The following is a 25,535-nucleotide window of genomic DNA, read 5'->3' on the forward strand; positions in this document are numbered from 1 at the left end:
CCGGATCAGTTCCCTGCTCCACATGTGGCATATTCATGATTGCTTTTTGAATCTTTGGAGCCATGTTCAATATCTTCATGATCTGTAAGTCTTATTGATTCTGTACGAGTTGATTAGGTTGCGACCACTGAATGCGAGCCAGATGAACTGTTCCAACTGCTTTGCGTCGCGGCATCCAGGAGCCAACTGTGACCCATGATTCGTGCGGGCTGGCGTTAGTGACGTGAAAGTTGCCCATCAGAGGAACTTCATCAGGTCGTTTCACTCCATCGCCAATCAATGGATGCACAACCTGTTCCGTTTCACGTATGAGAACCATGCGCTGGGGATCGACTCGTGCCATCAACAATGGAGCACGCCAGCGTATGACATTTCGATTCACTTCCATTTTGCGAGTGTAGACCAGGAACAACCCCTCGGAGTGAGTCAGCCAGTGTTGTTGAGTTGTCGACATACTGAGAGGTTCACCGTTGTCCCACATCCATGCCTTTTTGGGCATCCAGTTCAGGCCATCCTCGCTGGTACTGACATACCCCCGATCGTCTTCCGCACGAATCGTTATGTAGAATTGCTTTTGAAACTGTGTCACTGAGGGTTCGAGCAAACCGCGACCATGATTAAGTTCGAGTGGCGGGCCGACATCAAGAATCTGCAATCGTTCTCCATCGTACTCACAGCGCACACCTGCAACGGATCTATTCTTTGACTCGGCTCCAAAAGTGAAGGCCAGCAGAATATCACCATTAGGCAATACGATACGCTGTCCACAATTATTGGTGTAAATAAAGCTGCCACGTGGATCATCCCATTCAAGTTTACGGGCTTCCGACCAGTTTCCACTGGCATCACGGATACTATAAATTGGATACCGGGAGAGCTGGTCCTGTTTTGAAAATTTTTCGCCCCGGTAAAAAACAACATGCCCCAAAGCAAGCACGGATTTTGTTTGGGGATGATACTCTGGAACAACATCACATACGCCCTGACGCAAGCCTTTGTATTCAGGCACGGGACGCTGCCCCAAACGAGAAACCAATTTGGGTTCCGTCCAGGTCTGACCAAGATTATCGGAGGAAGTCCAATGGACCGGACCGAAATAATCAGATCCCGTGATACTCTGCATGGTCATTAATGCCATTGGAGCAGCACTATCCTGTGGAACCATGCAGGCTCGTGGATGAAACCATGTGGTACTCTTGCCGTCGGAGTTATCCCAAAGTGTACTTTGTTGAATGGATTTAATTAATCGGGATGTCTTGTCTGTGGACTCAGCCCACAATGGGGATGTAATCGCCAATCCTCCAGCAGCAAGAAAATGACGACGATTGAGTGTTTGCTCCAATTGCATTAAACCCTCCGAAATTGGGATACCAAATATTTATTAATCTGACGATGAGCGGATCACTAATATTGCCCAGTTTGCTGCAGCTATTCAAGAAGCACACTGAAAATGCGAGTGATTCAAATTGTATCCAAATGCATTTTCTGTATACCCCAATACTTCACGCCTACAATCTCCATTTCGTAACCGGAGCCCCCCTGCTCTACTCGGGGTAAAAAAATCGCCTCTTGAATGTCTGGTGCCAAATGCAATAGGTTCATGATCTGTGATATTCGTGCCCGACTTATATGGCGCTAATCACGAGTTCGACATAGTCGTTGATGTGTCCATCTCGGATCAGCTGCTCATAACGAATAAGATCACGCAATTGGAATCCAATCCCCAACACGAATGCCGCGGTGCCAGTCAATCATTTTGTTTGACTTTACCAACTAACGCGGATTGTTCATGCTTTAAGTCAAACAGATTCGATTTCTACTCCCCGGACTGCTTGTCATAATAACTCCTGGACCGTGATGGAGCCTCTATTCGACGAAACGAGATGAGGTCACACGACTCCCAGTTTTCTGTACTGAACTTACGAGTCAATGACTTCCCGCTCGCTTTTTAACAAGAAAATACACCAGCCATGCAAACTTCACCTTCATCTCTTATCACTGACCAGCATCGCGAACTATACCAGCGTGAAGGTTACTTCATTCTGGAAAATGTGATTTCGGACGAGCATCTGCAGATACTGCGGGACTCGTGTGATCAGCTGATTGACCTGATGCATCAGGAGATGGATCGACAGGGGACCGATCACATTCATATCAGTCATCGCGGCAAGCGATACCACATTGCCAAACAATACGACAAGACACCTCGGCTGTCTGAGTACGTTTTTAGCCCGCTGATGGCCGATGTTTGCCGAGCGACGATTGGTGAAACCGCGTACCTTTTTTATGACCAGTATGTTGCAAAGTGTGCCGAACAGGGGATCAGCTTTTCATGGCACCAGGATGGCGGCTACCTCGGATTTCCACACACGCCCTATGTTACGGTCTGGGCAGCGGTCGACGACATGACGCTGGAGAATGGCACGGCATACGTCATGCCATATTCGACCATCGGTATCCGGTCTCTCGTCGAACATATTCGTGACCCGGAAACGGGTGACAAGGTTGGATACTTCGGGAAAGAACCCGGCATTCCTGCCATTGTGCCCGCCGGCAGCCTGGTCGTGTTCAGCTCACTCACTTTCCACCGCAGTGGAGCGAATACCACCGACCGGATGCGTCGCGCTTATGTGACACAGTATTCACCGGAACCGATTTACAAACCAGGAACTCAGGAGCTGATGCACCTGGGTGTTCCGTTCCTTCAACAGTGATTATGACGATGCGAATCAGCAAGTCGTTTAACCCCGCAGACTTCAACCATAGCAATGAACGATCCATTGAGCTCAGTACAGCGCTGGGTGAGTTGGTCGACGAATTGTAAAAGCTTGCCTGGCTGTCGAGATCTGACGAGACTGTCAGTTTGTCGTGTATGTTGATCGATACCGAGAAGGATATCGTGGTCCTCCTTTGAGAAAGAGTGAGTATGTTTCTCCAGCAATGGGAAAATTATAATGCACATTCCAAGTAACTCTTTCATCGATATCCAAGGACTACCATTACCAGATACGCAGCCACGAGCCGTCGAAATGATTACCTGAAAGTATCGCACTACATGACCGTGCGCAATTTTGGACACTCTTGAAATGAGAGATTCGCACGATATCCTGCATCAATTACTTTTATGATCTGTGATTTTCTGGGTGGCACGTCCCAGAAAGAAGTGATGGACCTGGGTCATGCGGACGACCACGCCTATGATCCAATCATTTCAACTTCAATCTTATTCCAACCGTACAATAATTGCACACAGTCATTTAGCGGCTGGATAAACTAAGAATGGATAAGCATTCAAAAATCAGTGATCTACTCTGGGTTGCCAATAGTCCATCCTTAATTCGAAATTCAGTGGATGATTCCCTGTCACTTCAAAAAATCTCGAATACAGATATCGATAATCTTGATCATTTTTTGAATCAAAGATTTACCCATAGAGTGGGTGGGTATTTTGAAAATCTGGTTCAATACTGGCAGGTCAATCTAAACGAATGCGAACTCCTGGCCCATCGGTGGAAAATTCTCCAGGAGTCCAGGACTCTTGGAGAGCTTGATTTTATCTTTCGAAAACCTGATCGTCTGACAGCGCACTGGGAAGTTGCTGTCAAATTCTATCTGTATATGCCACACATGAATGTGAATGGCAGCAATTGGATTGGCCCAGATTCACGAGATACTTTCGAAAAGAAAATCAACAGGATTTATCAACATCAACTTGAGATGAGTCGCTACTGGCCGGATCCGATCGATCAGCGAATTCCTTTTGTCAAAGGACGAATCTATTACCACCCTTTGGAAAAAAGGCCTTCAGTCCTCCCGCAAGAGATGAATCCACATCATTTGAAAGGACTTTGGCTTTACCACCATCAAGTTGAATGGCTGGAAAATAAAATGTGGAGATTTCAACTCTTGGAAAAACCATACTGGCTCTCCAATATTGAATACTGCAAAAGAACAGCCATACCCGATCTTTTGGATTTCTCAGAAATCCACAAGAAGTTTAAAAACCATTTCTGGGAATCCGATCGTCCATTGCACCTTACATTGTTAAAGGAATCGGAATCAGGTTGGCATGAAGTTGACAAGCTTTTTATTGTCCCAAATCACTGGCCTACCATGATGCAATCGTGAAGTTGGGTTCGGAGCAATCAATGTTCGCTTGTTTTCTCCTAGTGTTCGGCCATCACACTAGAAGTTAAACTTGTCCTGGAGGGTTTTAGACCCTTCGTCTGGAAAATAAATGCAAGCGACCAAGAAAGTTCGCTTTCTACAGTGAATAGCAGTAAAACCAGGGAGTCGATTCATGTTTAATATTATCAACCATTCGTTAGCTCGCCAGTATTTATTCCACAGTGTGGGAAGCATACTGCTGTTTTTCTCAGTCCTGCTTTCGGATATTTCGTTGCAGGAAAGCTGGGGTTGGGGGCGGGGTCATAAGCTGATACGGACATGGGCTGTGTCGAGATTGCCTACTTGGCAAAAAGAATTGCTACGTCCAGAAGATTGGCAACACCTGCAGTCCGATTATACCTCACTGCAGGATGCTCACGCTGGTGGGAAATCGCCTCACTTAGACAAATACTGCTTACCACCGGCTCGATTGAGCCTGCATGATGTTGGGAGTATTGAAGCGAGTCTGCCAGATATTCAGTGGTACATTCAACAAACGCTCGACCATCTCGCCCGGAACGAACCCGATGAAGCGATGAAATTCCTGGGTGTATTGTGTCACTGGAATGAGGATCCCGGTTGCCCTTGTGCTCATAGCAGTCCAGTTGACGAGGCGACTTTGCGCCGTTTATTGCCTCCGAGTGCTGATTTGGCCAACAAAAACTACCTGTTCGGCTATGGCGGGATCGCAGATATTGGTAACTACATTATCCCCGATGAACAATATCGTCCTCAGTTGCTTGGGACCACAATACCCGAAACTGCGGCCCGTATTTATCAGCATCAACGATTGCTGCGGGCGCATGCGGCGGCCTTAATTATTCCGCTCGTACAAGCGGAGGTTGCAGGAAACGCCGATCAGGCAGATCTACAACGACAAATCGCAGCCCTTTATAACGCAAAGCATGTAGCCGACATTTTATACACTTTGCTTTGTTTGCACGTAAATCGTTTTGCCACCGACGAAGCAGAAGCGTTGAGCACGCAACCCCTCACCGCTTGGGAACCGGATACAAAAATGCAGATGATTTCTCATCCGTATTATGTGACTCCCTTTTTGGTCAATCAGGCTTTGGATGCTCGCCGCAATTTGCATCCCCTCGCCTTCGCCGGTGAACCGGAATCCGAATCGGTCATCACGTACGGTTTCGGGATGGGGACTCCATACACACTAAATTATAAAATTGGCCCTGGAATCGTGTTTGATCGCTTCACTTGCCGTGTCGGTTTACACCCGACCGCTGGCGAAGCTGGGAAAGTCGCTTTTGCGATCATCGTAAACGGAGTCGAAACAGCGAGAACGAAATTCATGATGCCTACCGATAAACCTGAAGTGATAGAAGTTTCCCTGCCCCAAAACGACATTGTCACTGTCGGATTGCAAACAATTCCTCATGCTGCATCAAATCCGCTACATAATCTCGCAGTTTGGGGCGATCCCAATTTGATTCGTTCCGAACACGTTCCCTTTCGCCTGGACCATCCTTCAAAGCCGTAGTGTATTCCAATTCCGATCATGAACGAACGACCGCCTTCTCGAATCGGTGGCAGGTAGTCACGTTCCATATGCGATCGCTTCGTGTTGTATTAATGCGTGAACTCGTTTTCAGATTATCAAGATGCTTCTTCCAGAACTCAATGAACTGATTGAGGCATTCCAGCTTGATCGTCTCAATAACCCCTCGCAGTGGCCTTTCATATTCGACAAAGCTTTCGGTAACGAATTCGTTTTCATGTTGGCGGCTTCCACGGTTTAGCGAAACTTTATTGTGTATTTCGTGTCTCGATCGTGGGACCTCTATCGCGATCACTGGTTTCCTCAGAAAACTTCTTCGGTTGCCGGAACACCCACGCCGAATTCAGTCGGAGTGTCGATTCGGTCACAATCGCTTCGCGTGCTTGAAGATTCAAAGCACCATCACATGAAGATCCCGGACACCTCGAGCTGACATCAATTTGACCGAAAAGAAGTCTCTGGCTAACAGTGGGTGTATCCGAATCCTATAGTTTTAGCGGTTTCGAACACGAGTTCTTAGAGCTAACATTGCTTTCGGTTGTCATTTCTCGGTTCTGTATCGATGAGTAGGATCCAATCCGGGTCGAGGCAAATCCGATCATGACTAAGTTGAGAGTTTAAAAAAGAAATGGTCTTGCAAAACGGACGATCGCAAACTTCGCTGCCGTGCCCCACTAATTTCGAACCGTCGGGTCCACGTAAAGTTGTTGGAGAACCTCAAAACGGTTCCAACATTTTCTGGCATTGCCGTGATCGTGCCGGCTTTGAGATCTTTCGTTTTACCGAGTTCATCGGTGAAGAATGTGATAGAAAAGGCACCATCTTTCACTTCGTACTCAGCACTCTTCCAACTATGGGGTCTATTTTCATTCTCCAGAACATAGAGAATCTGATCGCCGATTGCTGTGCTTCTGATGATGCCGCCATCCCAGTTGTCATTCCAGGCACCAGCATGATTCACTGGGGTAGAAAACAGTAGCTGCACGGGTTTTTCGCTGAGTTCTGGGCCGCGATCGTTTGCTGTTCGGGGACAGGGCCAGTGACTTTATTTGGTCGCCTACTTGTATTAGAGGAATCTTTGTTTTGGCGTAACACATAGTTGTTTAGTCTGAAAGTTCACGGAACCTGCGACTTGATTTTAAAAGAAATAAGAATTTGGTGGATTCAATTTTGAAATGCGTGTCGTATCTTTCTTGAGAATATTTGGAAAAATAAAATTTCCGGCGTAGGTCTTCCCTGTGCATTTCGTAATAGCTTATGACTCCCCTTGGCTCTACAACCATAAATTTCCAGAATGAGAGAATTTTCCATGAATCGCGTCTTAATTAGCAGTGTCTGTTTTGTTGTTGCCTGTTTGATCAATTTGACACCCATGTTTGCCAACGAACCGCCAGAACCTGCTCCGATTGTGGTGACAATCGAACTCGAACCTCTTTGGATTTATGATATTGAAGTCAGCAGTACTGAAACCAAGCCTTCTATTGTTCTTTCCTCGCCAATTCTGGCTGATGGTTCGATTAAGGGTCATTTTGGAGTCCCCTATGAAGCGGGGCTACTCAACGAGGGAATCACAAAAATGGGTTCCAAAATAAGATTCATGCCAGAAACTGGCGAAGGGGGCACTTGGACCTTAAAGATCACCCCGGATGACAAAAAAACGGCGATCACTCGATATAAACTGACTGTCGACGCTCAAGTGACTCGATAATTTTTCATGTCGCTTTTCAGGTGTTTATAGAAATGATTTAATGAGGGGGCTGTCTTTGTCGTACTTTTCAGAAGTCTACGATAACGTAGCCTCATCATTTTGATAACAAAAGTGAACTTTTCTGTATTCACAAATCAATCAATTCCGGGAGATAACATTATGCGATTCACTTCCTCAGGCCTCTTCGTACCGTTAGTAATGCTGAGTACGGCCTTGCTGACCGTGGTTGAAACCAGGCCTGTGCTGGCTCAAGGAGGCGAGCTCAAAGTGACCAGCATTGAAAAGCAGGTTCTCGATCTGGTCAATCAGGAGCGTGAGAAAGAAAATGTCCGCCTCGGAAAGGGCCCCAATGACCCGTCTCGTCTGAAGCCTTATCTCCCGAATGCGAAACTCTTCACGATTGCTCGCAATCACGCGGAAAATATGGCCCAGCAAAACAAAGTCGACCATGTATTGGACGGCAAGAATCCTATCAACCGGGCTAAAGCCGTCGGATATCCGAATTTCGTCGGTGAGTGCGTTGCAGGTGGCCAAGTCGATCCCGCCGCAGCGGTGCTATCCTGGATGAATTCTCCGCCGCACCGTAGCGGTCTTCTATCAGCCAAAGACAAGGAAGCTGGAATCGGAAATGCTCAAAGTGCTGACACGACAAATGTCTGGTGCTTTGTTTTCGGCAATAGTCCTGAGAGTAACAATCCGCCTCGGCTGGTTGTGGAAGCAACACAACCTTCTACACCTTCCGGGGCAATCAATGTCGAGTATGTCAATGACACTGGAAGTCGGCTAAACGTTTTTACGTACAATTCAAAAGGCACGGTAGTGAAAAGTATCACGAGTATCAAGCAGGGCAAATCCAGGAAATTTGAATACGCCATTGGTGATCGCTCGACCGTGTATATCAATCTGGATCAGGTGGTGAGTGATAAGAGAATCACCCAGGCGGACGCAGGCAAAACTTATCGATTCGATAAAACTTCAGGCAGCAGCAAGCCCAACCCGACTCCACCTGATACGAATCTGGTCATTTCGGTGGAGGAAAAACAGATGCTTGATGCCCTCAACCAACTCCGTGCCTTGTTCAACATTCCAGCCTTGAAAGCAAATTCCAAGCTGTTTGACGCGTCCCGAGCCCATGCGTCGCATATGGCACGGGTAGAGCGAATGTCCCATGAACTTGATGGTAAAACCCCCAACGATCGAGTCAAGGCTCTCGACTACCCCGCAACTGTAGAGGAAGTGTATTTTGGCGGTGGGCCGGGCATAGACATCGTCATTGAAACCTGGAAAGCTAAACCTGCTTTAATGACTAAAATCCTCAATCAGAAATTCACAGAAATTGGTATCGGGCACGCGACCAATCCTGACGCAAGTGTCTGGAATATCAATCTGGGGGCAAGTCCCGAAGCAAATAACCCGCCTACGGTAATAGTTAAATAGCATTGCCTGGACACTTCCCAAAGAACGGGGACGTGGGATAATGAGTGCCTTAATTGCTGGGCGATAATCAACTTGGGAATTGGCATTCAATATCACAAAGAGTGTGCCACATTTTATGATACCGAGTTACCAATCTGATCGTTTATGATTCAATTGATTCGTGCTCATGCTTGAGTAAAAATGACGAGTAAAGTGATTTTGAATTTAGCACAGCTGGATTTCCACTTTCACAAGTCTTTATCGATCGCGTTCCTAGAACCTATCAAATGATTTACTAAAAAAGTAAATTGGACGAAATTCAGGATATCGTCTATCTGCTCTCGACCGTTGCTATTATGGAGATTTTTGATGAGAATGAAAATTCTCCACGTAGATCTCCCCAACGAATGTCGTAAAGCAAATGACGGTATCAAATTCTGTAACCAGTATAACATTGTTATCTCAGCTTCGTCTCTCCAAAAGAGATGAAGCCGGGTGGACGATGTTTGTGGAGCGATATGGTCCGAAGGTTTACGGCTGGTGCTTAAATCGAAGGCTCCAGGAAGCTGATGCAGAAGAAGTGACTCAGAATGTCCTGGTCAAAATGGCTGAGAAACTTCACAGCTTCGAATATGACCCGGCGCAAAGTTTTCGTGGTTGGTTGAGGGTCATTACCGAAAACGCAGTCAAAGATTATTGCAAAGGACTAAAAAACGAGAAACGTGGTGAAGGAGGTTCGGAAATTCTGTTAAGACTTGCTCAGGTAGAAGCGACGGAAGATTTGAGCCAGCGGTTGAACGAGACCTTCGATCTGGAACTGGCTGAAGAAGCGATGTCACGCGTCCAGACCCGAGTATCTACGGATCGGTGGATGGCCTGGCATTTGACGGCACGCGAAGGGCTTTCCGGAGCTGTTGTTGCTACTGAACTGAACATGAAAGTTGTCAGTGTCTACACGGCTCGTAATCAGATACAGAAGCAGATTCGAGAAGAAATTGAAAAGTTAGAAAAATCATTGCCGAGGGAGGACTGAACCAACATGTCTTCTCAACACAATCGTAATCCACGGAAACGGCATATGAATTCCTCTCGGAGGATACCGATGACTTCGAGCCGTGAACTTTGGAATAAAAAGTGACAATGCTATGGTTGTCTGCCCTCCCATTGAGATACTTGATCAACTTCTTGCGGGAAACTTGCCTGACAACGACTCTCAAAAGTTGGCCAGTCACATTGAGGAATGTAATCATTGCCAAGCCGTATTAGACAATCAAACGGCTATGCAATGTGTCATTCCCGGAATCAACGTTGATGTGAATCAAACGGCTCAGGCAGATGATGGTTGGACAGCTGATCGAATCAAGCGGTTTGCCAGTAAATTGCTCGATGCACAATCAACTTCTATTAACAATGATCACCATTCGACGAATCCATATTCGATAGAAGAATTTGCGTTACCGGAAATTCCCGGCTACGACGTACAGAAGGTGATCGGTCAGGGCGGAATGGGGATTGTACTCAAGGCCCGCCACCTGAGGATGCAGCGAGATGTTGCCATCAAAATACTTCCAGCCACAGCATTGGAAGATGAAACAGCGGTCAATCGTTTCTCCCTGGAAGCTCAGGCAATCGCCGCACTATCGCACCCTAACATTGTGACTGCATTTGATGCAGGAGTGCAGGATGACCTCCATTATCTGGTAATGGAATACATCGACGGATGGGATCTAGCCGAAGTCGCCAATCTGTATGATAACCTCAATGTGGCGGATGCAGTTGAATGTATCATTCAAGCTGCACGCGGTTTGCATCACGCTCACCTTTGCAATATGACTCACCGCGATATTAAACCATCAAATCTGATTCTGGATCGATTCGGGAATATCAAAGTTCTCGATCTCGGATTGGCTCGATTCACACAAATTCTTCTTAACGACTTTACAACACTCGCAACTGGGCAATTAACCCATGCGGGACAATTCATGGGGTCTGTTGACTATATGGCTCCTGAACAGGTCATGGATGCTCGTTTAGCAGATAATCGATCAGACATTTATAGCCTCGGCTGTACCCTTTACCGAATCTTGACGCGGGAAAGCCTGTTCGCGGGTGATACGTTAATGAAACGGATTATGGCTCACCGCGAGCAGGATATCCCATCACTTAAATTGAAACGGTCTGATATTCCATTATCTTTAGAGAATGTCTTTCGAAAGATGGTGGCCAAAACGCCAGAAGAAAGACAGCAATCGATGACCGAAGTCATCGATGAGTTACAGCAGGCTATGGCAAACGAACAATCAATTGGCCAACCAAACCTGCTGGCGGTTGTGGAGAGACTGAATCACCTGCACAAAGTCAATGAGGAAAATGCCCATGACATTTCCCTACAAGCGACCGTCATTCCGTCTTCGACATCACAAGATCTCTCAGTACTACTATCGCCAGCGTTTGAACCGCAGCCGGTGAGTTTAGTCGCTGAGTTGAAAACAAAAGACTCAGGATTTCCAGGCTATGCTCGTCAATTATTGGCGGCTATGGGACTCTTTAGTGTTGTCCTGATTTGTGCAGCTGTTGTCTACCTAAAGCTGGGAAAACATGAGGTTCAGATTACACTGGATGACCCCGAAATTTCATTGAGTATTGATGGAGAAACAGTCGTTATCGATGAAGGAAATTCGCCCATACGACTCACTGCAGGGCCCCATGCAATAAAAGTCGAACACGATGGTCTATCGACAGAAACAGACGAATTTCTTGTAAAACGCAATGGTCGCAATGTGATTCATGTCACCATTGTCGATGAAACACTACGGATCATTAAGAACGATATACCGCTCATCAAACCAGCTATTGCTCAGAACAATACTAAGCCTCAATCACTAACTGGGCAACAACAGAAATTTCTGGAGAATCTTAGACTGCTCCCAACGGATCTTCAACGTCAGGAAGTCGTCGCCAAGCTAAAACAGATCAATGGGATTACGGAACCAATCTACGATGACCCCAAAGGGCTCAGACTTCCAGAATTCGAACTGGAGAATGGAGATCCCGTCTTCGTCAAAATCGCTGACTGGCGAATGTCTCTCCTGTGGCCCCTACAGGCCTTTCCTTCACTGAGATCACTTGATCTGAGCGAGGCTGCCGTTTCAAATTTGACTCCTCTGACACACTTGCCAAATCTCACAGAACTTAAAATCGAACTTGCAGTATATAATCCGGATACAGATGACATATTGCGGTCAATACAAGGGTTGAAGAGGATTAACGATCAAACTGCTGAGAAGTATTTCGAAAATCGCGAGAAAGCCCGGCGAGAAATCGATGTAATGTCAGCCAGGGTGAATCAATTCAGCCCGGAAGTTGTTGCTGGCTGGTTAGAGTCCCAGTTGAAAAAGCTCAACCCTGAGTTTACCGGTCACGTCATGCTCGGTAACCCTCACAATAGAGAAAACCACATCGGCTATTGGCAGGAAGGTGATCTCCAGTGCCTGGATTTCTATTGGATCAGTAATATTACAGATATCTCGCCAGTGCGGGCACTTCCATGCGATTCATTCACCCTCGGCAGCAAGACAGGAGGAGATCAATTGACAACCCATCGCTATGACCTGTCTCCTTTGAAAGGTTTGCCACTGGAAACATTATCTTTTGTCGGGCGAGTTCGGGATCTTCAAGCATTACGTGGAATGCCACTTAAGAATTTATCAATTTATGGACCAGTAACAGATCTGACTCCGTTGAATGGGATGCCGCTCGAATCGATCAGTTTTGATTTTCATGATATTCCACTCACAGATCTCTCACCGCTCCGCAATGCCCCACTTCGTAAAGTGGACTTTCATCGAACTCTAATTTCAGATCTGAGCTTATTAGCAGATAAGGACTTAACCTATCTATCAATCTATGGCACTCCCATCACAGACATTTCTTTACTTAAAGGAATGCTGGACTTCCCCAAGAATAGTGGGCGCGGGGTAATGGTTAAGTCACTTGTACAAACTGCGCAGGGCTCAGATAGCCCAGTGCAGAATGTTTCCGTACTCGATTATAAAACACTTCGATGTATTCAAACAGGCTCGATCGAGCCTCTGAACGCTTCTTGTATCGCTCATGATGAACGAGCTCTTTCTTCAACGTCGCAAAAAATGACTCCATGGGAGCGTTGTCCCAACAGTTCCCTTTCCGGCTCATCGAACAGGTGATTCCCATCGAGGTCAACACCTGTTGATAATCCTCGCTAGCGTACTGACTCCCGCGGTCTGAGTGAAGCGTTAATTCTTTGAGGTCTGCATTCGACACGGCCTCCTGATCCACTGCCATCCTCAAGGCATTGACCACCAGGTCTGAGGTCATGCGTTCGGCCATCGACCAGCCTACAACTTTGCGCGTATACATATCCAGCACTGCTGCCAGGTACAACCAGCCCTCCTCAGTCCAGATGCAGGTGATGTCACTCAGCCAAACTTCATTGCTTTTTGTCACGGCATCAAACTGACGATCCAGATGGTTCTCAGCCACGGGCCGGGAATGATTCGAGTCCGTGGTGTTTTTGAACTTCTTCCTGGTTTTTGCCTGAATTCCAGCCTGATTCATCAATTTGGCCACCGTATTCTCTGAGACCTCATAGCCGCGTTCCAGCAATTCTCTATGCATCCGAGGAGAGCCATACACTTCTCGTGTCTCCTGATGAATCTCCTTCATGGCCTGTGTCAACTCCTGTTGATTCTCCTGGCGTATACTCATCGGACGATTCTTCCAGGTGTAATATCCACTCCGGGAAACCTCGAAGATTTCACACATCCGAGCTACTTCAAAGTCTTCTTCATGGTCATCAATAAAGGTAAATCTCACTGATTTTCCTTCGCGAAAAAGGCTGCTGCTTTTTTTAAAATCTCTCGATCCATTCTCAGCTTACGATTCTCCTCGCGCAGCTGTCGCAACTCTTCACGTTCGGATTCAAACAACTTCTCGTTGGACTTCGATTCTTTGCCGCTCATGAACTTCTCTTTCCAGTTGCGTAAAACACTGACATGAATATCCAGGCGTCGAGCCGCCTCGGCCAGCGGATAATGCTGCTCGGTCACCAGTCCCACGGCATCCCGCTTAAACTCTTCAGAATAACGCCGCCGCGTCCGTTTTCCAGCCTGTGATGATCCCGACATAGTCGACTCCTCTCGGAGAGCTTACACTCTCTTTTGGGCGCCCACTATTCTTGGGGAAGTCCATGCCACTGAAACATTTAGTTATCTCTGGCTGGAGATATCCTCGTAATGTCGCTGATATTTCCGTTCTGGCCGGAATGCCCCTGACGCATTTGGGGGTACACGTACGACCTTATTTTGAACCAGAATTGCAACTGCTTAAGAGTCTGCCTTTGGAAAGACATCCAATTGATTTCAATATCTCTATTGATCAGTTCTGGCAAGAGTTTAACGACGAACGTCGGGCGGAAGCGGCTTTCATTGCATCGCTCGAAAAGTTGCCCGTCAACGAACGAGCCAGTGCCGTCGAAGAAAAACTCGGCAAACCAGCAGGGTATAATTACGTCGTTAACAAAGGAGCCGTCACTGAAGTTTCTTATGATCCCTATTACAACGAAAGTCTGTCTCTGTGGCCTCTACGTGCATTCCTCAATCTTAAAAAGCTGACGCTATCCAACTCAGAGAGGTTCAATCGAATCGATCTCTCCCCATTGATTGACTTACCAATTGAAGAACTCCACTGCGGTGGATCGGTTGAATATAATGTTCCAGTCATTCGAAAAATGAGTACGCTGAAATCGATTAATGGTCAGCCGATTTCATCTCCACAGAATTTCGACTTCCATAAAGCCGCTGCAGAGTGAATGGACGGATTGCCGATCAAGGATTTGATGCCATGGAACACTCTCTCCAGAGGTCAAGTGGCCTGCTGTTTGTCGCAACTGGTGGATTCAGTTAGCTACAGAAATGTTGAGTGCCTCGGCGAGTGGTTTGCCGTCTGCGTATGGGTAATCGAGTTCAAGTAATTTGGCCACTGTTGGGGCGATCACAGTGTTTTTGATAGTCGGCAGTTTCAATCCCGACTTGATTCCCGCACCTGAGAGGATGCACATCGCTTTCATACTGGGGAGTTTCGCGAGAAAACCGTGTGAACCAATTGACGTTCCAGCCTCTTTGTTGGAAACAACAAAAGTCTCTCCGGTCACCGATCCCGAAACAGCAAAACCTTCTTTCGCAACCAGGATCGCATCGGGAGACTGGTTGTACGCACGAGGGTGTGGGAGGCTGACTTCTTCATAACGGTCTGGCAATAAAACATCAGCAACTCCCTCTTGCCCAATGAACATCTTTTTGAAATCAGCGGCAAGCTGTGGTGCATTCAAAGGATGGGTGCAGTATACAAGACCAATGCCTCCTTCGGGGACGACATGGACTTGAGCTTGAGTCAGTTTCCCTCTTTCTACAGTTAAAAGATTCGCTTGCCGAAGTAAGACATTCGGTTGAATTGCCTGTGGTGTCGACGTAAAACCATGATCGGCAACCACAATCAAAGTTGTTTGTTCACGAATGCCGGCATCATCAATCGCTGAGATGATGCGAGACAGGCACATGTCCGCATAGGCGTTGGCGGTGTAGCCTGCTTGTGTGCGAGCTCCGAGGCTGTGGTGCGTCGCATCGTTATTCAAGAGATGCACGAGCATTAAATTCGGTTTACGTTCTCGGATTAAATGACAAGCGGCTTCAGTCCAAACATAGTCCAAACCGACGATGCTGGCTTTTCTAAAGGAAGCGTGGGTCTCATCACTAAGCAGACCCAGATCGATCAGTTCTGTTCGTAAGCGAGGCGTAGTGTAATCCAATGCGTTCGGAACATCGGGAAATTGATCATCAAATGACTTCGAGCCACGGGTGCAGGGCCAATTGACTTCGGCAGTGGTCAAGCCTGCAGCGTGTGCCACATCGACAATCGTGGGAACTCTGACGAGATCTGATTGGTCACGATGAGAGTCGATTGTTACGGGGATGCCAATTCCTGCCCGAACAAGAACACCATTGGCGAGGACTCCATGCCGGCCGGGGGACATCCCTGTCACAAGTGTCGTGTGATTAGGCCAGGTGACCGAAGGATCGGAAACGGTCATTCCGCCTTCGATGAGACATCCTTCACTCGCCAATTTACGGATTGTAGGCAATGGAACTTTGGGATCGTCGACCAGATAGGCTGCGAACCCATCGATACTGACAACAACCACATGCCGTTGTTTTTCAGCTGACTGAACCAGGGTTAAATTGTTCAAACAGATTGAAAGAACAAACACGACATAGCAAGCACGACGATACGCCTTCTTCATCCTGAATCTCCACAGTCTACCGGATTCGTCTTCATCTAAGTCACAAATCATTAAGTTGATAACGAAAGTGAATCGATCGACGAGTGTTTAATCAACCCGTCAGTTTACAGGACCGTTGTAACTATACAAGCCCTTCAAAAAATGAGGTTCAGATGTCGCATACCGCTCGTTCGCGTGAATCTGCCAGAGGATTCGAGCCCACTAAAACTTGTTCTCGGCCATAATATACTCCACATATTTGGCTAACTCCCGATCCGTCGCAGAAGCGATCAATGCGAGCAGTGGGTGGAAAGTCTTGGCCATTTCGGTATTGTCCTTAACTCGTATTTTGCACTGTAGAACACATTCGCTGGACAGCGCCTTGGGGGCGAGAATTTACGCAGATTAGGACTGAATCTGAAATGATCCAGCGAGTCGTTCATGAGGGATTATCGCCATCCTCATATAATAATGTCGTGTGTCGAAATAATCGGTACATTCAGTTTATTCGAAGTGAGGTCTCAAAATTCGCAAACATTAATCAGTACGAATTCTCAGATATGACATAGGCTTGAATTGGAACGCCTTTAGCACAGACATCAAGAGTTCAATCGATCTCATGATTCCGGACCAATTCTTAGATCTTAGAATTATAGTAGACTTCCCATGGATCAACTGATTAAAGATTCCCTTGAGTTTCTAAAAGCGGGAGCTGAACAGACTCAAACGTTAACTCTGATGGAACTGGTCTTTGCGCTGTCGTCCTCTTTGGCGTGCAGTCTGATTATTGGTTGGGTTTATCGATTTACGCACAAAGGTATTGGCTACTCGCAGTCCTATGTGCAGTCACTTGTGTTGACCTCACTGGTGACAACATTAATCATGATTGTGATTGGTTCCAACATCGCTAGAGCGTTCTCGCTGGTGGGGGCGTTGTCAATCATCCGATTCCGTAATGCGATTAAAGAAACCCGAGATGTTGGCTTCATCTTCTTTGCAATGGGCATTGCAATGGCTAACGGGACAAGATTTCATAGTGTCGCACTGGTCGCAACTGGATTTATTTCTGTTGCAATGTTGCTGCTTCACTTCATGAATTATGGGGCGAATCAGCAGAATCGGGAACGGTTGCTGCGTGTTCAGCTTCCTCCCGGACTCGATCCTCACACGGCTCTGGAAGCTGTTATGCAAAAGCTGTTTGAAGCTTACAGCATTGTGCTTGTGGAAAGTGTTCGTCAGGGGATGTTCACCGAAGTACTCTATTCCGTACGCCCGTCTCCCGATCTCTCACCCGTCCAGGTCATTGACGAAATCTCGAAAGTGAACGCGAATCTAAAAGTCAGTTACAACTTTGCGATGCATAGCGAAGACATTTAAACCATTCCGAAATGGTTTTTGCAGTCGCATGGGCTTAAATAAGAGTAAACCACTCTGTTTGCTCTTCACATACGCTGCAGTTATTTATCCGGAAGGCTCATCGATAATAAGATGAGTCAATTTCGAAATCCTGAATCTTTTCAGTTTTGACAAGCAGCAGAGCACACGTCCATGAATATCCGCATCGTAAATTCTCAAATCTGGTTGACGGATCGGAATCTGCGCACTCGGATCATTCCCAGAAAGGTTTTCATCTTTGTGGCGGTTTTCCTGCTCGTTATGGCTGCGACTTTTGTTATCGCATTGAATCGCAGCACAAACTTCAAGTGGATGTTACATCATCATCCTGAAGAAGGAGTTCGTCTGTATGCGGACACTGCAATCTCATCTGCCAGCAATCTTCTTTATGGAGAGTTCCCTGCAACTGGCAGCCCGCTGGCGACTCTTGAGCTTTTTGTGCCGCGAAATACGCTCTCGGAGATGCATCGAGCCAATGTGACTGGTGACCCCAAACTGGGGCATGATCCTGGCGGGGACAGTCCTTATTTTTCTGCCTATTATCGCGATGAAAGCCAGAGGCTTCAGAAATCAAAAATCTCCTATCGTGGAGCAATGCACTATCATCACTGGCCGGAAAAACCTTCGTTACGAGTTAAAATTAAGAAGGATGATATCGCGTTGGGGCAACGTTATGTTGAATTGACACGCCCCAAAGATGCCTTAGGAATTCGCCACCAGATCCCGGAATACCTGGCTCGTGAATTGCAACTCGTTTCGACGCTGAACGAGCCTGTCCGCCTGTTTGTGAATCGAAAATATTACGGAGTCTACTTGCGTTCCTATCGTCCGGGGGAATCGCTGGCGTTGGCTGAAGGACGGATGCCGGGCACCTTTTTCAAAGGAGATGCCATCCTGGAAAAAGATCACCTCGATTTATGGGCATCGCCTTCCAGTTGGGATATTTACGGCGAAGAGTTGCCACTGAATCAGTCCCAGTTCGAAAAGTTTCTTCTGACGCTCCGGGAAACTCCCAGTATATCAACGGCACTTCATCTACAGAGTTTGCTCAATACAGAACGCTATGCGAAATACTCCGCAGCGATGATTCTCTCTGGTTGTGTGCATACCGATCATAAACACAATCAGATGTTCTATATCTGCAGTAACCAGGGATTACTCGAACCAGTCCCGTGGGACCCCACCTGTTATGAGATTGTTGGACGCGAATTCACACCAGTCGATGTTGTAAATCACCCAGTACTCGAACACTTAACTTCTAATCCACTTTGGGTGCATCGCAGAAATCAGATTCTGTGGGAACTGATCCATCAGGCAGGCTCAACAGAGGAAATGCAGGAGTATGTCCAAAATAAATACGACTTAATGGAAAGAGATCTGGAGGCGGACTTTCATCTGAGTAAGAAAACAATTGGAACGGATCGTTTTCCCGTAGCCATTAGAAAAATGGCCAGTGAATTAGAGATCATTCAAAATTGGGCCAAGGCAAAACCAGCATTTATCGGAGATTATCTGAATGATTGCCAGTTCTCTGTAGAGCCCGCAAATGCGGATCACTCCGAGACCCTGGTTCATGTTTTTGGCTCTGTTGCAATCAAAGTTCTCAACGATCAGGGAAGGCCTTGTCGTGTTAAGGACTGGGAAGAAGGGGTGACAGACCTGCTTTATCCTGGCCTGTCTCAAGAACTCAGTGAGTTTGAGTTTCAGCCAGAGCATTTCTCCAAAACGCTGCCTTACCTTAAGTCCACACCTTTGACCTACCGGATTGATGCTCCCCTTCAGAATCTACACTTTTACAATTCGATCACAGGAGAGCAGATTGAGCCGAAAGCGAACAGACCCCATGTAAGTCAGGCTTGTCGTACACTGCCTCCGTCTGGGTTGCGTACCGAAACACAGGGAATTATCGAACTGGGACCGGGAGAAATTACCCTTGAACAAACGTTGATGATCGAAACCGGTCAGCAGTTAGTGATCCATCCGGGCACCACACTGCTAATGGGACCTGGAGTGAGTTTATTTTCAAAAGGACTCGTATTAGCCGAGGGGACTGCCTTGGAGCCAATTCGTATTCGTGCCGCTACTTCAGAACTCTGGGGCTGTGTCGGAATCAGCGGGCAAAAGACTCGAAACACAACCTTGAAACATCTCTTCGTCGATGGTGGGTCAACTGCCGAATGCAAGGGGATCCTGTTTAAAGGGATGTTTAATGTCTACGACTGTCCTCATGTCGTCATTCAGAATTGCTGGTTTGGGGAGAATTTTATTGGTGATGACTGTGTGAATCTGGCAGAGTCGTTTATCCAAGTCGATGATTGCATATTCGAGAATGCACTTTCGGATGGTCTTGATCTTGATATGTGCAGTGGACGGGTCAGCAACTGCCAGTGGATCAATTCAGGGAACGATGGGTTGGACATGATGGGGTGTGAACTCTCTGTCGACCACTGTCGCTTATCCGGATGCGGGGATAAGGGAATCAGCGTGGGTGAAGGAACGAAAGTTGTCGTACGTGATTGCGAAATTGAACGATGCGTACGCGGCGTGGAATCGAAAGACAATTCTCAGGCATTATTCAAGTCGACTACGTTCGCAGGCAATCAGACGGCCTACCATTCCTACCGAAAGAAATGGCTCTACCCTCGGGGTGGTCAGGGCCTTCTATGGGATTGTCAGATTCGAGATTCTGTTTACAAGAACCTGGATGTCGAAAAGCAGTGCCGGTTGTATCTGCTTGGAACAAATGCTGCAGATTCACAGTCTACTGAAGAACGAATTCATGTGGTGGAAAGTCTGCCTGAAGAGTGGGTGGAGTTGATGAAGAAAGTGGAACAGAAATGATCAGTCGTTACGAAATCAAATTCCGTGTCACCCACGAGCAGCGAGAACGATTTTTAGCAGCAGCCAAGCCGGGGCTCATTGAAGACCCGCATGGAAAAAATGCCTGCTATCGCGTCAGCAGTGTCTATTACGACTCCCCCAAATTCGATTTGTACTGGGAAAAAATTGATGGCATTGCATTACGTCGAAAATTGCGTCTGCGATTCTATGATGAGTTAAAGTCACCCGACCAGTTGCAGGATCAAGTCTTCTTTCTGGAAATCAAGCATCGGATCAAAGATTCGGTCTGCAAGGAACGAGTTCGCTTAACTCCTGAAGGAGGATTGGCGATTCTTCAAAACAGTGACGAATTAGCGAATTTGCGGGAGTATGTTCTGGAAGAAGATCTGAAATTTCATTCAACGGTCTCCCTAATGGAGTGGATGCAGGCTTCCTTAAAATGCAAAGCCGCCAATACGATTTCCTATCTTCGGGAAGCCTGGATGGGAAAAGTGGACGATCGCGTTCGCATTACTTTCGATCATGCGGCCTGCACATATTCCCCCGATTCCTATTCGAAAGTCGGACACGAACCCGGCTTTGCATTGATTCCCGAAGAGGAGTCAATCATGGAAATCAAGTTCAATCAATCGATACCACGCTGGTTAAGAGACATCGTCGCCGAACAGGGTCTGACCCCCCGACGCTATTCCAAATACGCCAGCGGAATTGATCGGCTTTGGAAACCACTAGAGAGTTTGCAGACATCTGTGTAAGCCACTGAGATGGATAACCCTATATTGAAACAGGTGAAATCATTTGAAAATGATCTCACCTGTTTGAGTTTGAAGTCTGCCTACCAATTTGAGAACTTCTTTTTCAACCTGCGGCAAGGAGCACTCAGAACCGCTTTGATTTCCTGCAGAAACGGTCGCAGGTCATCCCGAGAGTAATAGTCGAGATGATCCTGTAACGTGAGCAGGCGGAGAGCATGAGAGAATAGTTCAAATCTGGAAACAGAATTCATTTTCCAGCCGTTTGTGCCATAGGGATCGGAATGCTTGCCGATGCCCTGACGCCACATCCAGCGGAGATCCTGTCTGAGATTTCGACAGCGAACGCCATGCTGATAACACTCAGGAACATCTGGAGTTTCGCCAACTAGCAGCTGCCAATAGTAATAAGGGAAATCAAGCCCTGCATTAATTGCTAACGGCAGAGAGCCCCAGAATCGGCCATTGATTTCCAGTAAGACCCACTTGCCGTTCTCTGGATTGACACGAAATTCACACATGCCGACACCGGTATAGTTTAATTCCTTCAGAATTTTCTTAGTCGCACTCAGCAACTCCTGATTCAGTGGGATTGATTCCCGGTAGGTGCTGCCATGCCCGGATGTTTCGTGCAAACGACGATGTTGCATCGCCACCATCAGATTTCCTGAAGATGCCAGAAAAACAATACCCTGAGCTTCTCCTTCGAAGTATTCCTGCAGTTGAAGAGGTCCAGCTAGTTTCTCAGGCCAGTTCTTCTGGCAGGATTTCAAGTCTGGATAAAGTGTGGCAAATTGCTTACTGCTATTACCGTCGCTGGAGCAAAGAGGCTTTAATGCGACTTGACCTGAAAATTGATTTGCGAGTAAATCCAATTCCTGCGGGTTATTGACAATCTCCTGAGCAGGGATCGCGATGCTCAATGCTCGGGCTAATTCAGCAGTGAGGTTTTTGTTAAAAACAGTCTCGCACGCTGCAGAATCGGACATGCCGAGATGGATATGAAGCGGAATTTTCGATCGGGATTGATGGAGAAAAATGCAAGCCGCATCTGAAGTGGGCAGGATTGTCTCGATTGAATTCTGTTCGACGCACGCGAGCAATCTTGCCAAAGTTTCGGCAGGATGCTGAGCATCAAGGACATCCGTATGACAAATGGAAATGAATCGAGAACACTTCAGCAGAGGATTATTGTCGAACCAGTTCAGTTGTACCTTTAAACCTTGCCGCCCCAATGAACGAGCGACTGGGAGTACGGTTCGAGCATCATTTCCTAGAATGAGGATTTGTCCTGACCGCTTTGCGATAGATGAGCCCGGATTGTTAGTCGACCGACTCAGATTTGCTGAGGGGCCAATATCCTCAGTCAATTTCGGAATTAGAGCGGTCATGACCAGACTTTCACAGATTCATCAATCAGAACTTACTAAGTTAATTGTAGTTCTTGATTTACGGCAAGGAACTTTTGAGCTGAGACTAGGTTCCGAGTCTGCTATTTTAAAAGCAATGCACGATAATTCCGATTCGACCCTCAACACTGTCATTAACAGAGTAATCCTCAATATCAGTTACCGAAAACTCTTCCTACGGTGTTATCGATCAGGCGATCAAACAGCCTGCGGCTATACCAGGAGGCATCGGGATTGAGGTAAATGATGTCACCCGGTTGAACAAAGACCGTTTCCTGCGGATTGTAGCGAGCTTTAATCAGGTTCACTTTGATTAAGAGTGGCATTCCATCAGGCTGAGTCCGGTGAACAGTTACCGTGACAGGCGAGTTGATGGGATCGATATAACCAGCCATGGCGACAGCTGTCACAACATCGACTTCACGATCTCTCGGCAACAGCAGGCCATTCCCAATTTCGCGATCGCGGTCATTGACGGTAAACCGCAGCCGGTTTGATTCACTGAGTGGCCCAACCACGTAGAAAACCTGATCCGTCTTTTTCGGGACGACTACGACATCTCCCGGATTCAGAATAATATCTTGAGGTGAAACGGGAGTGGCACAACCTTTCAACGGAATACGAACAATCGTATTCGCTGGTGGATTCGCCATCATGATGCCCTCAGTTGGAATGAATGGAGCAGACATCGGTGACCATTGCTCGGGTGACTGACCACGAATCACTGGCTCTTGTGTTGACGACTGTAGCCCCGTTCCGGAACGATAAGTCCCCGTCGGATTCAATCTTTGTGGAGACACTGCAGACGGACGACGGTAACTGCCGTTTGGCGGATTGATATTCAGCAACTGATTGGATGGATTAGAGCGTAGTGTATTTTCTGTGTTTGGCTGCTGATAACTGGATTGCTGTATCGGAGCAGAACTCGCTGACGACATCTTCTGGAATTGATGCTGCGGAACTGTCATCTGCGGAGCCGGCATTGGATGGGACTGATACTGAGGTGGTTGCTGAGGATTCATAGTTTCAGGCGATCCCAGCCATTGATGTTCATATTGACGATGGATCTCGATCACTTCGCCTGCATCTTCAGAGAGTCCCCCTGCTGCCGCCAGGGCATGCGCGATATCGTTCTCGTAGCGAGGAAGTTCATAGACACCCGGTCGTTCGACTGCACCCAGCACAACAACATTGATCACTCCTTTTTTGACAAGGCTGATCGACGCTCCTGGTTTTTGCAGATATCCCTGCCCTAGTGCGTGATTAATTCTCTGCTGAGCCTGAATGAGCGAAAGGCCACCAATCATGACCGGGCCAACGTGAGGCAATAGAACTTCACCAGTTTCCAGTAATTGAACCTGGAAGGGACGCGCCTCGCCTTGATGGATCAGGTCGGGAATCGTGATCTCAATGATGTCTCCATTACCAAGCAAATAAACTTGTGGCGGAGCAGCAGAGAGAGAAGAAAAGTTGAGTGGCTCACCTGCCGTTCGAATGGGCATTCGATATTCATCAGAAAGTGTAGCCGCTGGAATGCCGGGCGATCTTAAAGGAGCATAACAACCCGTTATCAAAAGCACTGTCAACATGACCAGCGATATTGTTGTTCGATTGATGCATATCACAGCATCAGATTTTACAACATTGTTCATCGACCAGCCCATAACGTTTGGATTGAAACAATTACAAAGCCAAGCAGACACAATACGATTTTCACGTTTGTCTGGTTCTTGGCGGGGCAATCTTCAAGAGTACGGCATGAAATCAACTTGATCTGTGAATCAGTCAATTGCGATCGGTTCACAATTCGCTTGAGAAATTCCAGCAAACAAATTCCATACCATCAGATTAGCGCTCTCCCAAAGCACGTCCCTGTATGAAGATCGGCTGAAACAGGCTCGGATAATCACTAAAACTGGAATAATCGTTACAATCGAACCATCGAAATTCATACCCAATCAGCTCGAATGTACAGAGTCGTTTGAGGCTGAGCGAATTCTGAGCGAAACATTCTACGATACGACTTTTACAACAATTGCATCCGCAGTAGCCCCAACGTGGTTCGCTGACCAACATTGATACGGTTGAGTCGCAAGTAATTCATGACTGGCAAGGAGTTAACGCCACGTCGTGTCGTAAAGGCGAGTTCATAACCACAGTTGATCAGAACCTGTTCTGTCTCCGCAGTCACACCCCCTGCTGGATAGGCGAGCACTTTGGGAACATCGTATTGTAGATACGATTTCAAATCCTGCCACGAGCCGGTGACCTCAGCAGCGACCTCTTCGGCTCCCATCTGATTAAGCATCGGGTGGGACTGAGTATGAGGTGCCAAAGTTACCCCGGCTTTGTGAAGTTCGAGAAGTTTACTCCAGCTCAACACATTATTGTGATCCGGGTCAGGAATATGACAAGCTGAGACTATCGATTCCATCGCCTGCTGAAACTCTGCATGCGATAAGGTTTTCAAGTGCTCTTTCAGGTAACGGAATACGCTCGTCCTTTGATTGAACGCTCCGAGCACATGCTGATCAGCTTCCAGAGAAATGACCGTTCCTTCGGGGGCTCTGTAAATGGCCCGGTAAAGTCGATCCCACCAGAAATGAATGTTGGAATTGTCTGGATAAGAGGTCGGGACAAAAACCGTTGCAGGCAACTTTCTTTTCTGCAATTCTGGCCAGGCGAATTCTGCAAAATCCAGCGTTGCATCATCGAATGTCAGCAAGACCGCTCGTTCGGGTAGTTTGACTTTTCCATGTATCGACTCGATCGCCTGATCCATCGAAACCACATTCTTTTGATTGGCAAGATAATCGAGTTGTTCACAAAAACGATCTGGCGTTGTACTGATCAAGCCAGGATAGTAATCGGAACTGGAGGAAGGATTTCCAATTCGATGAAAGGCCAACACTCGTAAGGAGGTTGATCGAAAATTCAGTTTTTCGAGCTGGCTGAGTACATGTCCACATAACTTTGTTTGTGAAGCGATCCCAGCAATACGTTTAAGCGTCATGTT

The 25,535-nt window shown here is 47.1% G+C and carries 17 protein-coding genes and 1 pseudogene; 11 read left to right on the forward strand and 7 right to left on the reverse strand.

The window, feature by feature from the left end; genetic code table 11:
* Nucleotides 1-91 precede the first annotated feature (91 nt).
* Nucleotides 92-1,348: a sialidase family protein gene (locus Pan54_RS10900; RefSeq protein WP_146503512.1), complete on the reverse strand. Its 1,257-nt coding sequence runs from the start codon at nucleotides 1,346-1,348 to the stop codon at nucleotides 92-94.
* 622 nt (nucleotides 1,349-1,970) lie between these two features.
* Between Pan54_RS10900 and Pan54_RS10905 the strand changes: the two genes are divergently transcribed.
* The 3 genes from Pan54_RS10905 (at nucleotide 1,971) to Pan54_RS10915 (ending at nucleotide 5,665) form a co-directional block, all read left to right on the forward strand.
* Nucleotides 1,971-2,714 (forward strand): phytanoyl-CoA dioxygenase family protein, encoded by a 744-nt coding sequence (locus Pan54_RS10905; protein ID WP_146503513.1) that lies wholly within the window; start codon nucleotides 1,971-1,973, stop codon nucleotides 2,712-2,714.
* 565 nt (nucleotides 2,715-3,279) lie between these two features.
* Nucleotides 3,280-4,128: a DUF1853 family protein gene (locus tag Pan54_RS10910; RefSeq protein WP_146503514.1), complete on the forward strand. Its 849-nt coding sequence runs from the start codon at nucleotides 3,280-3,282 to the stop codon at nucleotides 4,126-4,128.
* A 172-nt stretch (nucleotides 4,129-4,300) separates the two neighbouring features.
* Nucleotides 4,301-5,665 carry an NPCBM/NEW2 domain-containing protein gene (locus tag Pan54_RS10915; protein WP_146503515.1) on the forward strand — a complete coding sequence of 455 codons (1,365 nt, stop codon included), beginning with the start codon at nucleotides 4,301-4,303 and terminating at the stop codon, nucleotides 5,663-5,665.
* Between the two features lie 622 nt (nucleotides 5,666-6,287).
* Here Pan54_RS10915 and Pan54_RS10920 read toward each other — a convergent pair.
* A complete protein-coding gene (locus tag Pan54_RS10920) occupies nucleotides 6,288-6,668 on the reverse strand; it encodes a hypothetical protein (RefSeq protein WP_146503516.1) in 381 nt (126 codons plus the stop codon).
* Nucleotides 6,669-6,992: 324 nt separating this feature from the next.
* Between Pan54_RS10920 and Pan54_RS10925 the strand changes: the two genes are divergently transcribed.
* From Pan54_RS10925 to Pan54_RS26325, 4 genes and pseudogenes are all read left to right on the forward strand, one after another.
* The gene (locus Pan54_RS10925) at nucleotides 6,993-7,391 is read left to right on the forward strand and encodes a hypothetical protein (protein ID WP_146503517.1); all 399 of its coding nucleotides are present in this window, start codon (nucleotides 6,993-6,995) and stop codon (nucleotides 7,389-7,391) included.
* A 159-nt stretch (nucleotides 7,392-7,550) separates the two neighbouring features.
* Nucleotides 7,551-8,828 (forward strand): CAP domain-containing protein, encoded by a 1,278-nt coding sequence (locus Pan54_RS10930; RefSeq protein WP_146503518.1) that lies wholly within the window; start codon nucleotides 7,551-7,553, stop codon nucleotides 8,826-8,828.
* 400 nt (nucleotides 8,829-9,228) lie between these two features.
* Nucleotides 9,229-9,840, forward strand: a complete 612-nt coding sequence (locus Pan54_RS10935; protein WP_146503519.1) for an RNA polymerase sigma factor — start codon at nucleotides 9,229-9,231, stop codon at nucleotides 9,838-9,840.
* Between the two features lie 247 nt (nucleotides 9,841-10,087).
* Nucleotides 10,088-11,059, forward strand: a pseudogene (locus Pan54_RS26325) (serine/threonine protein kinase); the annotation flags it as partial.
* Between the two features lie 1,732 nt (nucleotides 11,060-12,791).
* Here Pan54_RS26325 and Pan54_RS10945 read toward each other — a convergent pair.
* A protein-coding gene (locus tag Pan54_RS10945; RefSeq protein ID WP_146501926.1) for an IS3 family transposase occupies nucleotides 12,792-13,972 on the reverse strand; the annotation gives its coding sequence in 2 pieces (ribosomal slippage) (nucleotides 12,792-13,687 and nucleotides 13,687-13,972; 1,182 coding nt in all).
* A gap of 62 nt (nucleotides 13,973-14,034) precedes the next feature.
* On the opposite strand from Pan54_RS10945, the gene Pan54_RS10950 reads away from it, so the two are divergent.
* Nucleotides 14,035-14,655 (forward strand): hypothetical protein, encoded by a 621-nt coding sequence (locus Pan54_RS10950; protein WP_146503521.1) that lies wholly within the window; start codon nucleotides 14,035-14,037, stop codon nucleotides 14,653-14,655.
* 87 nt (nucleotides 14,656-14,742) lie between these two features.
* Here the strand turns inward: Pan54_RS10950 and Pan54_RS10955 are convergent, their stop codons facing one another.
* Entirely contained in the window at nucleotides 14,743-16,143 is a 1,401-nt protein-coding gene (locus Pan54_RS10955; protein ID WP_165441721.1) for an alkaline phosphatase family protein, read from the reverse strand.
* Between the two features lie 645 nt (nucleotides 16,144-16,788).
* Here Pan54_RS10955 and Pan54_RS10960 point away from each other — a divergent pair.
* From Pan54_RS10960 to Pan54_RS10970, 3 genes are all read left to right on the forward strand, one after another.
* Nucleotides 16,789-17,499 (forward strand): DUF4956 domain-containing protein, encoded by a 711-nt coding sequence (locus Pan54_RS10960; RefSeq protein WP_146503523.1) that lies wholly within the window; start codon nucleotides 16,789-16,791, stop codon nucleotides 17,497-17,499.
* A 171-nt stretch (nucleotides 17,500-17,670) separates the two neighbouring features.
* A complete protein-coding gene (locus Pan54_RS10965; RefSeq protein ID WP_146503524.1) occupies nucleotides 17,671-20,358 on the forward strand; it encodes a CotH kinase family protein in 2,688 nt (895 codons plus the stop codon).
* Nucleotides 20,355-21,113: a polyphosphate polymerase domain-containing protein gene (locus Pan54_RS10970; protein WP_146503525.1), complete on the forward strand. Its 759-nt coding sequence runs from the start codon at nucleotides 20,355-20,357 to the stop codon at nucleotides 21,111-21,113. Before Pan54_RS10965 ends, Pan54_RS10970 begins: the two co-directional genes overlap by 4 nt.
* 80 nt (nucleotides 21,114-21,193) lie before the next feature.
* On the opposite strand, the gene Pan54_RS10975 is transcribed toward Pan54_RS10970, so the two are convergent.
* From Pan54_RS10975 to Pan54_RS10985, 3 genes are all read right to left on the reverse strand, one after another.
* Nucleotides 21,194-22,501: a carboxylate--amine ligase gene (locus Pan54_RS10975; RefSeq protein WP_146503526.1), complete on the reverse strand. Its 1,308-nt coding sequence runs from the start codon at nucleotides 22,499-22,501 to the stop codon at nucleotides 21,194-21,196.
* A 173-nt stretch (nucleotides 22,502-22,674) separates the two neighbouring features.
* A complete protein-coding gene (locus tag Pan54_RS10980; RefSeq protein WP_165441722.1) occupies nucleotides 22,675-24,021 on the reverse strand; it encodes a polysaccharide biosynthesis/export family protein in 1,347 nt (448 codons plus the stop codon).
* A 524-nt stretch (nucleotides 24,022-24,545) separates the two neighbouring features.
* A complete protein-coding gene (locus Pan54_RS10985) occupies nucleotides 24,546-25,532 on the reverse strand; it encodes a polysaccharide deacetylase family protein (RefSeq protein WP_146503528.1) in 987 nt (328 codons plus the stop codon).
* Nucleotides 25,533-25,535 lie beyond the last annotated feature (3 nt).

It is taken from the genome of Rubinisphaera italica, from assembly GCF_007859715.1.
In the GTDB taxonomy this organism is placed as follows: domain Bacteria; phylum Planctomycetota; class Planctomycetia; order Planctomycetales; family Planctomycetaceae; genus Rubinisphaera; species Rubinisphaera italica.